We start from the raw sequence: 14,196 nt of genomic DNA on the forward strand, positions 1-14,196 counted from the left end.
CGGATCCTTCTCCGCAACCGTGGTGAACACGGTTCGCAGCGTGTCGACGATGAGCTGCATGTCGTCGCGGTCCTCCGACACCTCGGACCGTGGCGGTCGCGCCGGAGCGGTCGTGGCCGCGGCCGGTGAACGGCGAGCATCGCGACGCATCGCAGCGTGCGCATCGCGGCACGCGTCATCGACCGTCTCGCCGTTGCGGAGGTGGCGTCGGTACGCCGCCTCGGTGCCGCAGGGCGCCTTGGGCCGTCCCATTCGTCCCACCCCCTCCGATTCCCACACACTCGCGAATTGACACACGGAGAGAACCGCCAGGACCGGCGCGGGAGGTTGGCAGCGAACCGCGACCCTGGATTTTCTGGCGACCTGGCGGCGGAGGCGGGCAAGAGCCGCGCCTCACGGGCCTTCTGGCGGTCTGTCGGGCCTTCGTCGGCTTAGACGGCGCTCAGCTGCGACTCCCGCGCCAGGGGTGCCGCCTCGGGATACGGAAGCGGTGGCGTCTGGTGACGATGTAGGCGTGACCGTCCTCGTCGCGCGCAGTGACGATGCGGCCGCGCTGATCGATGACAGGCACGTTACCCACGATGAAGCGACCATTGGGACGATGGAGGACCCCGTCAACCACGATGAGGCGGCGCGCGTTCTTGCCGCGGGTGTCGGCCTTCCCGGTGATCTGCTCGACAAGCGCCCGGTTCTCCGGCGTGAAGGCGATCGGGTCCTGACGGGTCACGATGCCTCCCAGATCTCGGCTGGAGCGTGGTCGCTCTTCCTGCTGTTGCACGACAGGTGCATGGGCACCAGCGGTCCGAGCAGAGGCCCGCTGTTACCGAGGGCGGTGTCGTGATCCGCGGTGAAGCTCATGCGGTGGCCGGCGGGCAGCGTGGTATCGATCTGCTCACCACATCCCCACCCGTGTGTCGACCCATATCCGCACGGGAGCTTCTCCACCTGAGTGCGCCGCTTCAGCGCGGCCTGCTTGCGACGGTAGGCGCGGTGGCCTTTCCCGTCACGGACGCTCTTCGCCATGATCAGCGCTTGCGACGGCGCGGCACGATCTCCACGACTGCCGCCGCCACCTCGGGATCGATCGCCTCGGCTTCGTCGCGCGGCATTGGTCCGGGGTTCGCCGGTGCGACGACGACATCGACACGGTGCTCGCTGTTCATGGCATCTCCCTCGCTGACGTCCTGGAAGGCCCCAGCATCCGGTGAATACCGAACACGCGACCATGCAGCCGGTCGTCCTCCTCGTACGCATCCTGATCCGCACAATCCGCCGCGGCCAGCACGGACGGGAACTCACGACCGCAGGACTCGCACGCGTACATCGGCCCCCCAGACATGACGAAAGCCCCGCCGAAGGGCGAGGCTTCAAGGTCATAGATCAGGTGCAAGCACAGCTTAACAGAACCTGCCGCAGTTGTGTGCAGACTTTCTTCGAATGGACAGACGTGACCGAGCGTTATCGCCCGGAGGCCAATTTCAGGACCTCGCGGAGGATCTCCTGCTCCTCATCTGCGAGCAGTTCGCGTCCTTCCGCGAGGTCGGACTCAGCGGTTGAAAGGCGCTCCTCAACGCGCGTGAACCCTATACGGTAGGTGTCCCGCCAACCATCCAGCACTCTGACAAACTCCTCGAACTCGCGGCGAGTCTCCACTGTCTGAGGCTCCGTCCTGAGGATCCGATAAGCCTCGACGTAACCCTGCGCCAAGGTAAGGCGCGCCGCCAACCGATTGCTTTCAAACTCACGACGAATCTCCGCCAGTCGGGTTCGCACCGACCGATTAAGTCGCCGTCGCCTTGCCTCCTTAGAGAAGGGCATCCGCCGATGCAACCGCACCAGCCGATCACCCATCAGCGCGACCATGATTCCCAGCACTGGGGTGAGGACAACGGTGTTCAGGCCGACGGTGATCGACGCTTCAGCGACGAAGATCTTCCAGGGGGCGAGTTCGTCTCCGAGCGCGCCTTCAAGCGCGATAGTGAGCCCAGAGAGGAGCGCGACGCTGGTTACGCCGAAGATGATTGCGTAGAGGAGACGAACCCCGCCGGACTCGGCGAAAGTCCTTCTTCGGGCAAACTGGCCGGCGATCGCGCGCCCTTCAACTACCAGAGCCAGCATGAGCACTGGGAGTATCTGGGCGATGAGCGTCCAGTATGTCGGGGTGTACTTCACGATCCAGTTCAGGCCCGTCGAGGGACAACGGCGAACTCGAGACGCTCAGAGGGGGCATAGCTGCGCTCGCGCCCCTCGCTGAACCTCACCACTACGCTCTGCGCGGAGTGTCGGACCTCGTCAATCCGACCGTCCGTGCTCTCCCGGCCGACGTCCTTATGCCCGAGCGCCCTAGCCTCCTTCGAGACGTAACGAGTCGGTGTGACGTACTCGGGCACGTCCGGTGCGCAATGGCTGCAGCGCGTGTAGTGACCTACCGCCGCGAGATTGTCCCGATCAATCCTGGCGCTGACCCAGCGTCGCTCGACTGACTCGCTCGTGATCGTTCGCACCAACTCGGTCTGCGGGTCGACTCGCGTGATCTCATGTGCGACGCCCTGATCGAACGTCACCCTTTCTCGGTGACCATCCACGTAGTGGGCGATGTGCGGGCACCCCTCGACGTGGATCATCCCCGAACTGGACTGAACGAGCGGCTTCACGTCGGTCATCGAACCATCGTGGCATAGCGGGCCGACATCGGGACTGCCTTCACCCACCTCGCCCACGCTCACCGTGCGATCTGTGCTGCCGTCGAAGATCGAGTAGCAGCGGTCGCACGTCAGTGTGACGAACCGGCAGGCGGTCATCGCTCCCCCTGACCAATCGGGCGGTTGGTGACCTCGCGGGCCATTGCCTCTCGTATGTCGCGCGCGAACTGCTCAGCGATGCTCGACCGCTCTTCGTAGTCACTGATGTGCTCCGCGATCAGGTGCATAGCATCGTTCCGAAGGCTTCACCAGAGGGCGTCGGTCATCGCTCCGCGCTCCCATCCGGGCGATCCGTGCCGTCGCACGTGCAGTGGCCGGCCTCGGAACATCCGGTCACCGCGTGGCACCAGTCCTCATGACGGATCGGGCGGTTGGGTGTCGCTGTGCGGAGAACGCACCGCTTGCAGGTCAGGGCGATCAGGCCGCCGTCGAGTGCGGGCGTGTGGGCACCGCAGGGAGCGACCTCGACCCATGTCCCGGGAGCGACCTGCAGCACCCGCGGGGCGGTCGTCGTGGGTCGCCGGCGGCGGCCGCGCATCTCGCGCTCAGCGGCGAGCACCTCGTCGCGGTCGAACCATCCGGGGCGGACGGGGCGGAGGACGCCGTCGCGGATCCAGTTGCGTATCGTGGACTCCGACCGGCGCGCCACGGCCGCGACCTCGGCGCGGGGCAGGTACTGACGGGGCTGTCGTTCAGCGGTCATGCTGCCGCTCCTTCCTTCATCGCCTTCACGGCGAGGACATCGTCGCGGCGGACGCGGCCGTCCATGCGTTCGAGGTGGCCGTCGCGGATCCAGGTGCGGATCGTGCCGACCGTGCGCCCCGCAGCGCGTGCTGCCTCGGTGAGGGTCAGCAGGTCCGGGTCGTGCGGGCGGATCTCCGGCGGGGTCGGCTCGGCGAACACTGCCGCCCACAGGCCGCCGTCGTCGAGCTCGTTCGCCTCCCACCCGCACTCGGCCGCCGTGCACCGGTAGCGGGTCGGGCGGCTCCCGCGGGACGGCTGCACCCGGACGGCCATCAGGTCGCACTCGGGGCACGGCGCGGACGCCCACCGCGGCTGATCATCGAGGGGCCACCGTACGGCGGCGTCCGCGATCGACCAGACCGATGGCTCGCCGTGGTGCACGACGATCGCGTCTTCGCAGAGCGCGAGGACCTGGTGCGAGTCGTTCGCGAGGTGCTCCAGCTCATCGAGGACGACGTCGGCGGCCATCCGGACGACGTCGTGCGCCTCGGCGGCGTCTGCGCCGGCGTGCAAGCCGACGGCGGCGCGGTCCTCCCCCGCGCACCAGTTCGCCCAGGCGTTCAGGTTCTGGGTGATGTCGTTCGACGCGTCCACGAGATCCGCGGCGACCGGGGCCGGGAGCTCCGGCATCGACGAGGAAACCCGGACGCGATCGAGGACGACGGCCTTCGTCGGGTCCGCGACCGATCGGAGGTGCGCGACGAGGTCGGCGGCGTCCTCCAGATGCCGGCGGAGCGTGCGGAAGCAGCGCTCGCACAGCAGGACGCCGTCGGCCGCGTCGAACGGGACGCAGCCCGTGCAGCCCGCCGTCGGCTCTCCGTCAGCGTTCAGGCACACGGCCAGGTGCTCGCCCTTCCGGGCGCAGCCGCGGATGCACACCCGCTCAGACATGGCTCGCCTCCATCACGACTCGGCGGATCGTCTTCCACCCGGAGCGCCGCGCCCGCTTGGTCACCTTGCTCTCGCCGTCCAGGGCACGGATCGCGATCTCCCGCTGCCAGGGCAGGAGGGTGAGGCCGAGGCGACGCTCGATGATGGTCACGCGCTCCTCGGCGGACAGCGGCGGGTCGGTGCAGACGCAGTCGACGTCCGTGTCCGGATCGCGGGTCACCATGACGAACCCGGCTCCACGGCAGTACGGACAGCCCGGCTTCGGCTCAGAACGGCGTGTCATCGGAGAACCCTCCCCACTCGTCGGCCGGCGGCTCCGCCGTCGGCCACTGCTCGGTCTGCTGCGGCGCGGCCGCGGCGCCGTCACGGCGGGCGGCGCGGGTGACCTGCGCCGTCGCGTAGCGCAGGCTCGGGCCGATCTCGTCGACCTCCAGCTCGATCGCGGTGCGCTGGTTGCCCTCGCGGTCCTGGTAGGAACGCTGCCGCAGACGCCCCTGGGCCACGACGCGCATGCCCTTCGTGAGGCTCCCGGCGACGTGCTCGGCGAACTCGCGCCAGACGCTGCAGCGCAGGAACAGGGCCGGGTCGTCCTTCCACTCGTTCGACGCCTTGTCGAAGTGCCGAGGAGTCGACGCGATCGTGAAGTTCGCCACCGGCAGCCCGTTCTGCGTGAACCGCAGCTCCGGGTCAGCGGTCAGGTTCCCGACGACGGTGATGATCGTCTCCCCGGCCATCAGATCTGATCCTCCTGCTGCTGGCTGTTGCTGCTCTCGCGCTCCTCACGCGCCAGACGCGCGGCCTCGATCCGCTCCTCCCGGGCCCGCTCCTCGGCAGCGATCTCGGCGGCCATGAACTCGACGTCGATGCAGCCCTCGAGGATCAGGCGCTCAGCCATCCGCACGCGGGTGTCCTTCGCCGACTGCGGGGACGCGATCTTCATCTGATCGACGACGCGCTCCCGAACCGCCAGCCACTGCGTCGCCGAGATCTCCGTGCTCTTGCTCATGATGGTTCTCCTCGTTGCTCTGCTGACCTCGCAGGTATCGGGTCAGCTGTTCGGTCTTCTCGTCGTAGGCACGCTCTCGTCGCGCCTCCCTCGTGGGCAGCCCCTCACCCTCGCGTCGGAGGTCGTAGAGCCGTCCGGGCCTCTGGTAGCGGCTCGCGCAGCGGGCGAGGAAGTCGGAGAACCACTCGTCCGCGACCGTGCGAACCTCAGAACGGCTCGTCATCCCACACCCCCTCGTCGCCCTGCTCCTGTTCGGTGATCTGCTCGCCGTAGCGGGCTTCCGCGACCCATCGGTCGTGACGTCGGCGCGCGGTGCCGCAGGGTCCGCAGTCCTTGAAGCGGCCGTGAGGGTGATCGGGGCATCCGATCGGCGGGGCGTCCATCAGCAGGGGCCGACGCGGCTGACGGGGTCCGCGCTCCTGCTCGTGCGCCCACGCGGCCCACTCCCCCGCACGCTCGGCACCCTCGGCCTGCACCCTCGCCCGCGCCCGCTCGCGCGCTCCCCCCACAGCCGCGAACGTTCGCGAATGCTCGCGTGGCGGCTCCGGGGCATCCGAGGAGGCCAGGCGCGCGTCGACCTTCAGCGGTCGGCGTAGGGCGATCCACTCCGCGCCGTGCTCGTCCTGGTACAGGGTGAGGAACCCGACGTCGGCGAGCATCAGCACGTGCTCGATCACCATGTCCGTCGCGGCCTCGCCCGGGTAGATCGCTGCGGCGATCAGCTCCGGCACCAGCTCGCACCGGCCCAGCGGATCCGTCGTCAGCCACAGGCCCAGCGCCGTCGGCCGGGCCTCCAACGGCGCGCGGAGATACCCCGGCCACTGCAGGTCCGCCGCGCTGATCCTCCGCTGCACGCTCCTCGTTGACACCTTGCTCGCTTCCCTTCGCGAATCCCTCGAAACACAGATCGACCGCCAGGCGCAGGTGCTCGTCGTCGACCTCGAAGCACTCCGTCCACCCGCGGCCCTTGAACAGGACCCGGCGGGCCTCGCGCTCGTTGGCGAACGCCTGCGGGAACCAGCGGCGCAGGATCCGCAGCGCCTCCGTCTCCCACGTGGCATCCGTGCCGCGCGCGAGCACGAGCACCTGGCCACCGGAGACGGTCATCATCTGCACCCGAGCGAACCGCCACGCGCGGCCCACCTTCAGCACGTGCCGGCCCGGGCCGAGCTCATCCGCCCAGACGACGACGTACGTCATCGCGTACCTCGGCATGCTCATCGCGCGCCCGCTTTCATGTCGGCGCGGAGGCCCGCGCGCCAGTCCTTGTGAGCCTCGGAGGTCTTCGAGCACAGGCCGTAGCGGTCAAGCTGGCGGCACGCCTGGCCGCAGAGGCGGCACGTCGGCGAGCCCGCCTGGATCGCGTCGATCTCCTCCAACGCGCGCAGTGTCACGGCGCGGTCCGGGGTCCACGCGGTGGCGGTCTCCGTCATCCCGCCGCCGCGGTCCTCGCCGAGCTGCTGCACCTCGCCCGCGGTCATGAGAACAGCTCCCGGGCGCGCCATTTCATCCAGTCGTCGCCGTACACTGCGCAGCCCATCTCCATCGCGACGGCGTGAGAGATCCGAACCCGGTTCGTGCCCTCGAGGCGGAACCATGCGAACTCGTGCGGGAAGTACACCGGGACGCGGGCGGCGCTGCCGACCCAGCGGCGGACCTTCCAACCGTTCGCGAGCGCCTGCATCTGCAGCTCCGCCTCGCACGCGGCGTTGCACAACGCGCACAGGGTCAGGCCGTCCACCGGGGCGGGGATGTTCGTCGAGCCGCCCATGCCCTCCGCGATGCGGTGCTGGAACGTCAGCCCGTCGACGGCACCGCACATGACGCAGCGGTAGCCGTCCCGGAAGTAACAGGCCTGGCGGGTCGCGTTCGTCGGCTTCGTCATCCTGCCACCTCCGCGAAGATCTGCTCCCACGGGTTCCGCTCGCGGGCATCCGCGATCAGCGCGCCGAGCACCGCGCCCGCCATGAGCGGCGGGACGGCGTTGCCGATCTGCAGGAATTGCTTGGTCTTCGACCCCCGCCAGATGAAGTCGTCCGGGAAGCTCTGGAGCGTGGCCGCCTCGTCGCGAGTCAGGGTGAGCGCCGTCTTCGACTGCTCGCCGTGCTCGTGGTGCTCGCGTGCTGTGGTCCTTGGGTCAGCGGCGACGGTCGTCGCGGGCCTGTCGGCCCACTTCCAGGTACGCGCCTGGCCGGTCACCGTCTGCGCCGGTGCGCTGACGTGCCGGGACTGGCGACGCTTCATCCCGCGGCCCAGCTGTGAATCCTGGTTGCCGATGATCCACGCGCCCCGCGCCTGCGCCTTCTCCATCGCTGCTCGGGCGTTCGTCGGGAACGGCTCGTAGCCGCCGGTCTCCGCCCCGCCGGAAGTCACCGTGAGGGACGGGCGCTCGGTCATCCCCCACCCGAGAGCCTCGGCCATGCTCACCCAGGGCAACACCCCGGGGTCGAACCGGTGCGGCTCGAGCGGGTAGTAACGGGAGTGCGTCGGAACCGGCGCCTCAGCGACGCCGTCGAGGCGCGCCATCAGGATCGCGCGCTGACGCGTCTGCGGGACGCCGTACATCTCCGACGAGAGGATCCCCGTCCACACCGAGTAACCGACAGTGCGCAGCACCGACGCGATCGCGTTCCACACGGGCAGGACCTGCGGGACCTGCTCAAGCGCCACCAGGCGGGGACGATGCGCCCACACATGCGCGAGCGGGGTCAGGACGAGCGCGGTGCGCGGATCGAGGAGCTTCGTGAGCGCGAACAGGCTGTGGACATCGACGTACCGCCGATCGTCGATGGCCTGGAGGACATCGCTGAGAGCGTCTCGCCCCTCGCCGTTGCCCGCGAGGCTGAACGTCTGGCACGGCGGCGAGGAGATCTTCATCTCGTGAGGAGGCACGAGCCAGGGATGGAACAGGCCCGACCAGACGTCCCGGTAGATCGTCCGGAACCCGTTCGCCGATCGTGTGCGGATCGCCTCCCGCATGATCTCGGTTCCGTACTCAACGATGCCGAGTCGGCGGGCCGCGACAGACCACCCACCCGCGCCAGCGAAGTGATCGACGGCGACGATTGGCGGGTTCATTCGTGGTCCTCGCTCTCGTCGAGCAGGTCGGTCAGCTTCGGCGCCGCGATCTCGGCTTCAAGTTCGGCGAGGTACTGGCAGCCGGCGCGCCAGTACGACGGCTTGAGCTCGATGCCGTGTGCCCGGCGGCCGAGCTTTACCGCCATGTACAGCTCGGAGCCGACACCACCGAACCGCGTGAGGACGGTCTCACCCGGGTTCGTGTACAGGCGGATGCCCCGCTCGATGTAGCCGAGCTGCAACGGCGTCAGGTGCTTCTCGTCGTCGTCCTCACGGGCGGCACGCGCGTTCAGGGTGTCGGACTCCTTGATGTCCAGCCACACCGGCCGAGCCCACTCGATCCACTCCTCGTTCGTGAGATCGCCGACGACAGGCACGGCATTCTCGCCGGGCTTCTTGAACAGCAACGCGTAGTCGGCGAGTGCCGGCCGGATCATCGTCCGGTCCTTGTTCTTGGTCACGAACATCAACTGCTGCGCCTTGGTGCGGATCGCCTGCGCCTGGGGGTCCTTGTCGACGGTCGCCTCGCCCCAGTAGATCCAGCCCTCGCGTTCGTACGCGGCGATCGTCTCGCCGCGGAAGTCGGACATGCCGATGTACCCGTCGCGGGACTTGAGCTTGGTGACCTGCTGGACGTGGACCATCGCGAGTCGGCCCGGCTTGGTGACGCGGAGGTTCTCGCGGATCATGTAGGCCCACTGCTCGAAGAAGTCGGCGCGGTCGAGGGCATTGCCCATGTCGCGCGGGCTGTTCGAGTAGGTGTACAGGTCAGGGAACGGCGGGCTGTCGATCGTGAAGTCGATCGAGCAGTCGGCGAGCTCAGCGAGGCGGGCGCCGCTGTCACCGAGCCAGAACGTCCACATCTTGCCGGCGGCCTCGTCGGTGACGTAGACATCGGCGTCCTCCTGGATGAACGGGGTCATGCTGCTGCCTTCCGGTGTGCGTTCCGTGCGACGAGCCCGTCGATGACGCGGTTCGCCTGGTGTTCCTTGCGCGCGACGTTGTCGGCGATCTGTTCTTCGATGTGCGAGAGCACGATGTGGGCGTGGACGACGCGGGTCTGCCCGTACCGATAGGACCGGCGGATGCCCTGGTAGTAGCCCTCGTAGGAGTCGTTCATCCCGACGAACGCGATGCGGGCGCAGTGCTGGTAGTTCATGCCCAGCCCGGCGATGCCGATCTTCGTGATGAGCACACGGAACTCGCCGCGTGCGAAGCCGAGCAGGCGGTCTGCCTTCTCGTCAGGGGTCATCGACCCGTGCACGTTCACCGCGCCTGGGATGCCGGCGGCGAGCGCGTCGGCCTCGTCGTTCAGGCCGCACCACAGCAGCCACGGCTCGTTCGGTTCGGCCTCGACGAGCGCGACGGTGCGCGCGACGCGCGCCGCCAGCGTCTCGCGGCGCACCCGCGACCGTCCCGAGACGCCACCGATCGACACGGCGAACAGTTCTCCGTCGGCAGGCTCGATCTCGACGGCGACCAGCTCAGGGATCACGTCCAGTCCGGGCAGGTCGTATCCCTCGTCGTCGTAGCCGAGATCGGAGGGGCGACGGATCGCGATCGCCCACTGCGACATCCAGTCGAGCATGGGCTCGATCGCGTGCCCCTTGAGACGCCACCCGTCCTGGTCGTGCACGAAGTATGCCGCGAGCATGTTCGTGCGGGTCATGTGCCCGAGGAACTCGGCCTGATTGGTCAGCTCCTCCGGATCGTTCGGCGCCGGCGTCGCGGTCCACGTCGACCGGAACGGAACCTCGGCGAAGTGATGGATCAGGCGGGTGCGGGTCTTCCCGTCGGACTGCTTCAGGATCGACGCCTCGTCGAGCGCGACGGCGCCGAACATGGATGCCGGGAAGCGCTCGACCATCTCGTAGTTCGTGACATATAGGCCAGGGCCGTCGACCTCGGCGGCGTCGCGGACATATCGCGCCGCGACGCCGATCTTCGCGGCTTCCTCCACGGTCTGCTGCGCGACAGCGAGCGGCGTGACGATTAGGGACGTGTCGCTCATCAGGCGGCACCATTCGACCTGCATGCGGGTCTTCCCAAGGCCGGTGTCGGCCCAGACTGCCGGGCGCCCGACCTTCGCCGCCCACTGGACGAGGTCGGACTGGAACGGCTTGAGCGACGGGTGCAGGTCGTCGCGCGCGACGTCGCGCCCCGCCGCCTGGACTCGAGCGCGGCGGCGGGCGATGAACTCGCCGTAGGGGACGCTCATTCGTCGGCCTCGGTTCGGGTCGGCTGGATCACGGCGGTGGCGCGGAGGACCGGCCCTTCCCAGAAGTCGAGGACCGCGGATCCCGGGCGGCCCTGAGCACCGGTGGTGTAGTCGATCGTCGGGATCGTCGAGTGCGGGGTCTGCAGGGTGCGGGCGTCGGCGAGGAAGTCGAGGTTCAACGGCGCCGGCTTCCCGCGGTCCGCGGTGCGGGCGTTGTCGATGATCCGCTCCAGCGTGGGGTAGTCGTCGCCGATGAGTGGGGCGTCGAAGCGGGCGGACGGGGCGTCCTCGTCGTCCCACTCCTTGTAGATGACCTGGACCCATCCGGGCTTCGAGTGCTCGTCCGGGATTGCAGGGACGGCGAGCTGCAGGATCGCGATCGGCTCGATCAGGGCGTCCTTCTTGGCGACGAACGTGCGGACGTTCTTCGCCGCCCAGACGAGCGCCTCGCGCGGGAGGACGACGGAGAGCTGGTCGACCGGGGCGCGCAGCGCGAGCTGCATCTGGTGGATCCGATACCCGTCGGTCGCGGAGGCCGTGGCGGACAGCCCGTCGGCGGTGATGTGGGCGTGGTAGGTCACCCCGAAGACCTCACCGCGCGCCGCGGCCGCGAGGAGTCCTTTCGCGAGCCAGCCCATGTCGAACGTGGACAGCTTCAGCTCGTGGATCACGGTCATGTCGGCCGCGTCGATCGTGGTGGTGCTCATGAGTGGTGCTCCGCTCGGAAGTTCGCATTGAGGCTGCGGAGGATGTCGATGTCGGTGGTGAGCGACTTGCGCAGGTCGCGGCCGAACTCCAGCTCGAGCTCGGCGTCGTCGACGGCCTCCCGCGCTTCGACGACCGGACCGTCGACCTCGGCGTAGGCGCGGGCGTCGGTGATGTTGAATCCGGCCTGCCGTGCGTCTCGGTACGCCTTGCCCTTCGCGATCAGCAGGTCCCGCTTCGCGGACTTCACCGCCGCCGAGAGGTCCTTCAGCACGGCCGGAGCGTGGCCGATCCGGGCACGCGCGATCTGCAGCGCTCCCGCGACCTGCACCGGCGACGGGAACATCGCCAGCAGCGCATCCTCATCGAGGGCGACCAGGTCGAGCGGGACCAGCTCGAGCACGCTCGGTGCGTCCTCCACCTCACCGGTGACGGGGTTGATCGTCTCGGTCATCGCTTCCCGCCCTTCTTGCGGGCGGCCTTGCGGCGCGCGGCTCGGTTCGCCGGCGGCAGGTGATCCTGCGGGGCCGGGCGGGCGGGCGCGACGGTGGCGACGTGTTCGTCGGGCGCGCTCACCACGGCGCCGGGCGCCTGTGTGCTCCACGGGTCGGGGTCGGCGGCGGTGAGCTCGCGGCGGCGCGCGCGGAACGCGATGTGCAGCGCGGTGCCCTCCGGGCTCGGGGTGAAGATCCGGGCGGCGCGGGCGTCCTTCTCGATCTGCTCGAACAGGACGAGGGACTGAGCTTCGGCGATCTCCGTCCGCCAGTCGCGCTCGGCTGGCGTCTGGGCGGGTGTGGCGTCCGGGAGGGTGCGCTCGTCGCCCTCGTCTTCGATCACGATGTTGCCGAGCAGGTCGCGGAACGTCTGACGGAAGCCGACCATGCGGGCGGTGCGGCCGAAGTGCCGCATCGGTGCGCCGACCCACTTGCCCGCCCAGAACTCGTCGGCGCGGGGCACCTGCTCGTCCCAACGGATCGTGACCTTCGTCGGGATGCGGACGTCCTTGCGGTACACCTCGATGCGTGCGAACTCCGGCAGCGGGTGCGCGTCGGTCGGTGCCCAGGTCTCGGACCATGTCTCGCCGTCGTTGGAGAACTCGACCGCGCTGTTGCCGTCCCACAGGCCGGAGCCGTGGACGATGCGCTCGACTTCGCCGATCGTCTTCTTCTCGACGAGCTTCTCGTTCTGCTCGGTCACGTCAGGCCTCCTGGAACCGCAGCGACTCACGCCGCGTGGTGATCGGGTACATCTGCTTCGCTCGGGCTTCGCGCGCCGCGATGCGCTCACGCATCCTTCGCACCGACCCGTAGACGGCCGGGTTGTCCTCTTCCCAGGCGTCCTCGTCGAAGGACGTGGACTCGGTGACGATCAGCTGGAACCCGCCGTGCTCGCCCATCCCGACGGCACCGAACCGCCGGGCGTGAGGCATGCCGGCCAGCAGCTTCTTCAGCTCGGCCGCGGCCTTCTTCTCGGCGGCGGCCGCGGCGTCGAGCTTGCGCTTCAGCGGTGCCCACTCGGCCAGCGCCGCGGCGACGTCCTCGGGCAGGTCGACGTCGACGTCGGGGCATCCAGCGTCCCGCCATGCGAGGAACTGGTTCGCACGGTAGATCAGGAACGCGATCATCTCCTCGTCGCGGGGCACGTCGATCCACGTCGCGCCGTCCGCCGGCGGCTGGTCGTCCTCGTCGCGAATCTCGTACCCGTACAGGCCGGAGACCGCGCCGAGCACGTGCATCTGCCACTGCAACTGCGCCATGTGGTCAGCGGGGATGCCCTCGTCCCTGTAGCCGTGCTCGTGGGACTTCACCTCGACAGCGACGATCGTGCCGTCGCTGTTCCGGCCGATGCCGTCCGGGGTCGCCCGGTGCAGATCGTTCTCGACCGACGACCACAAGGCACGGTTCGGGGTGACCTGGTGCAGCTGCTCGACGGCCTCATCGAGGAGTGCGTCCTCACGGGCGGAGCCGGCGCGGGTCGCCGCGGTGCCGCGGAACGACGAGCCATTCATCATCTGCTCGAGCTCGCGCCGCCAGGTGCGGATGCCACCCTTCGCGATCGCCCACACCCGAGAAGCGGTGACGCCCTCGCCGCGCTCCATCAGCCAGACCTCGCGGGGCGCGTCCGCGGGGACGACGACGCGGGCGGCGGTGATCTGCGGGGTCATCGGACGTGCTCTGTCGTGGGGATGAGGTCGAGGACACGGCCCTCGTCCATCACGACCCGGTAGCGGCCGTCCTCCAGCGGCTCGCCTGCGGCGATGTGGTCGTACACCTCGCACTCGAACAAGTCGCCGGTGAGGCGCTCGGTGAGCGGGTGCTGCAGGGTGAACGTCTCCCCGTCGGCCTGGACGATGTGATCGTGCCCGCCGGTGAGATCCACGAGCACGGCGATCGCGACGGCCGCGGCGGAGGTCGCGATCGAGCGGCGCTCCGCGGCGGCCAGGTAGCGGCGGTGCGGGGCCATCTGGTTCTTGATGCCCTCGGCGACGAGCGCCTCGAGCACGGCGAGAGACTTGCTCATCGGTCGGTTCCCTTCGGTCGGATGAAGAACAGGCCCGCGAACAGGGCGAGCAGGATCAGCGCCATGACGTCGGCGCCGTTGAACACGGGGCGGGCGGCCTCCAGGCCGACCGGACCGGCGACGAGGAGGATCGTCGCGAGAAGGACCAGCCGCCACGGCTCGAAAGGGAGGAACGGCCGGCGGGGGCGGGCGGGGCGCGCGTCGAGCGGGTGGCCGCAGGTGCAGCAGTCGTCCCGGGAGGGATCCGCGTAGCACTCGATGCAGTGCAAGGCCGTGCAGCGGCGGGCCTTCGTCGACGGCATCACGCCGCCTCTCCCGGCTCGGCATCCACG

The 14,196-nt window shown here is 69.1% G+C and carries 22 protein-coding genes; all 22 read right to left on the bottom strand.

The window, feature by feature from the left end; genetic code table 11:
* Positions 1-442 precede the first annotated feature (442 nt).
* The 22 genes from V6R91_RS22560 to V6R91_RS22665 all read right to left on the bottom strand — a co-directional run bounded on the left by V6R91_RS22560 (position 443) and on the right by V6R91_RS22665 (position 14,166).
* Positions 443-727, bottom strand: coding sequence for a hypothetical protein (locus tag V6R91_RS22560; protein WP_336397165.1), 285 nt, complete (start codon positions 725-727; stop codon positions 443-445).
* On the bottom strand, positions 724-1,023 hold the full coding sequence (locus V6R91_RS22565; RefSeq protein ID WP_336397166.1) for a hypothetical protein: 300 nt from the start codon (positions 1,021-1,023) through the stop codon (positions 724-726). The genes V6R91_RS22560 and V6R91_RS22565 overlap by 4 nt, the downstream gene beginning before the upstream one ends.
* Before the next feature lie 2 nt (positions 1,024-1,025).
* Positions 1,026-1,163, bottom strand: a complete 138-nt coding sequence (locus V6R91_RS22570; RefSeq protein WP_336397167.1) for a hypothetical protein — start codon at positions 1,161-1,163, stop codon at positions 1,026-1,028.
* 295 nt (positions 1,164-1,458) lie between these two features.
* Positions 1,459-2,172, bottom strand: a complete 714-nt coding sequence (locus V6R91_RS22575) for a hypothetical protein (RefSeq protein WP_336397168.1) — start codon at positions 2,170-2,172, stop codon at positions 1,459-1,461.
* A gap of 8 nt (positions 2,173-2,180) precedes the next feature.
* Positions 2,181-2,663, bottom strand: coding sequence for a hypothetical protein (locus tag V6R91_RS22580; protein WP_336397169.1), 483 nt, complete (start codon positions 2,661-2,663; stop codon positions 2,181-2,183).
* A 301-nt stretch (positions 2,664-2,964) separates the two neighbouring features.
* Positions 2,965-3,405, bottom strand: a complete 441-nt coding sequence (locus tag V6R91_RS22585) for a helix-turn-helix transcriptional regulator (protein WP_336397170.1) — start codon at positions 3,403-3,405, stop codon at positions 2,965-2,967.
* The gene (locus V6R91_RS22590) at positions 3,402-4,337 is read right to left on the bottom strand and encodes a helix-turn-helix domain-containing protein (protein ID WP_336397171.1); all 936 of its coding nucleotides are present in this window, start codon (positions 4,335-4,337) and stop codon (positions 3,402-3,404) included. The genes V6R91_RS22585 and V6R91_RS22590 overlap by 4 nt, the downstream gene beginning before the upstream one ends.
* Positions 4,330-4,620, bottom strand: coding sequence for a hypothetical protein (locus V6R91_RS22595; RefSeq protein WP_336397172.1), 291 nt, complete (start codon positions 4,618-4,620; stop codon positions 4,330-4,332). The genes V6R91_RS22590 and V6R91_RS22595 overlap by 8 nt, the downstream gene beginning before the upstream one ends.
* On the bottom strand, positions 4,604-5,071 hold the full coding sequence (locus V6R91_RS22600; protein WP_336397173.1) for a single-stranded DNA-binding protein: 468 nt from the start codon (positions 5,069-5,071) through the stop codon (positions 4,604-4,606). Before V6R91_RS22600 ends, V6R91_RS22595 begins: the two co-directional genes overlap by 17 nt.
* Positions 5,071-5,343, bottom strand: coding sequence for a hypothetical protein (locus tag V6R91_RS22605; RefSeq protein ID WP_336397174.1), 273 nt, complete (start codon positions 5,341-5,343; stop codon positions 5,071-5,073). The genes V6R91_RS22600 and V6R91_RS22605 overlap by 1 nt, the downstream gene beginning before the upstream one ends.
* Positions 5,344-5,549: 206 nt before the next feature.
* A complete protein-coding gene (locus tag V6R91_RS22610; protein WP_336397175.1) occupies positions 5,550-6,197 on the bottom strand; it encodes a hypothetical protein in 648 nt (215 codons plus the stop codon).
* Between the two features lie 363 nt (positions 6,198-6,560).
* Positions 6,561-6,824 carry a hypothetical protein gene (locus V6R91_RS22615; RefSeq protein WP_336397176.1) on the bottom strand — a complete coding sequence of 88 codons (264 nt, stop codon included), beginning with the start codon at positions 6,822-6,824 and terminating at the stop codon, positions 6,561-6,563.
* Positions 6,821-7,228, bottom strand: a complete 408-nt coding sequence (locus V6R91_RS22620; RefSeq protein ID WP_336397177.1) for an HNH endonuclease — start codon at positions 7,226-7,228, stop codon at positions 6,821-6,823. Before V6R91_RS22620 ends, V6R91_RS22615 begins: the two co-directional genes overlap by 4 nt.
* The gene (locus tag V6R91_RS22625) at positions 7,225-8,421 is read right to left on the bottom strand and encodes a DNA cytosine methyltransferase (RefSeq protein WP_336397178.1); all 1,197 of its coding nucleotides are present in this window, start codon (positions 8,419-8,421) and stop codon (positions 7,225-7,227) included. Before V6R91_RS22625 ends, V6R91_RS22620 begins: the two co-directional genes overlap by 4 nt.
* Entirely contained in the window at positions 8,418-9,344 is a 927-nt protein-coding gene (locus V6R91_RS22630) for a DNA methyltransferase (RefSeq protein WP_336397179.1), read from the bottom strand. The genes V6R91_RS22625 and V6R91_RS22630 overlap by 4 nt, the downstream gene beginning before the upstream one ends.
* Positions 9,341-10,639, bottom strand: a complete 1,299-nt coding sequence (locus V6R91_RS22635; protein ID WP_336397180.1) for a DEAD/DEAH box helicase — start codon at positions 10,637-10,639, stop codon at positions 9,341-9,343. Before V6R91_RS22635 ends, V6R91_RS22630 begins: the two co-directional genes overlap by 4 nt.
* Positions 10,636-11,346: a hypothetical protein gene (locus tag V6R91_RS22640; RefSeq protein ID WP_336397181.1), complete on the bottom strand. Its 711-nt coding sequence runs from the start codon at positions 11,344-11,346 to the stop codon at positions 10,636-10,638. Before V6R91_RS22640 ends, V6R91_RS22635 begins: the two co-directional genes overlap by 4 nt.
* Positions 11,343-11,798, bottom strand: coding sequence for a hypothetical protein (locus V6R91_RS22645; RefSeq protein ID WP_336397182.1), 456 nt, complete (start codon positions 11,796-11,798; stop codon positions 11,343-11,345). The genes V6R91_RS22640 and V6R91_RS22645 overlap by 4 nt, the downstream gene beginning before the upstream one ends.
* A complete protein-coding gene (locus V6R91_RS22650; protein WP_336397183.1) occupies positions 11,795-12,541 on the bottom strand; it encodes a hypothetical protein in 747 nt (248 codons plus the stop codon). Before V6R91_RS22650 ends, V6R91_RS22645 begins: the two co-directional genes overlap by 4 nt.
* Before the next feature lies 1 nt (position 12,542).
* The gene (locus tag V6R91_RS22655; RefSeq protein ID WP_336397184.1) at positions 12,543-13,508 is read right to left on the bottom strand and encodes a YqaJ viral recombinase family protein; all 966 of its coding nucleotides are present in this window, start codon (positions 13,506-13,508) and stop codon (positions 12,543-12,545) included.
* Positions 13,505-13,864, bottom strand: coding sequence for a DUF6085 family protein (locus tag V6R91_RS22660; protein WP_336397185.1), 360 nt, complete (start codon positions 13,862-13,864; stop codon positions 13,505-13,507). The genes V6R91_RS22655 and V6R91_RS22660 overlap by 4 nt, the downstream gene beginning before the upstream one ends.
* Positions 13,861-14,166, bottom strand: a complete 306-nt coding sequence (locus V6R91_RS22665; protein WP_336397186.1) for a hypothetical protein — start codon at positions 14,164-14,166, stop codon at positions 13,861-13,863. Before V6R91_RS22665 ends, V6R91_RS22660 begins: the two co-directional genes overlap by 4 nt.
* Between the last annotated feature and the right edge of the window lie 30 nt (positions 14,167-14,196).

It is taken from the genome of Microbacterium sp. CCNWLW41 (assembly GCF_037083505.1).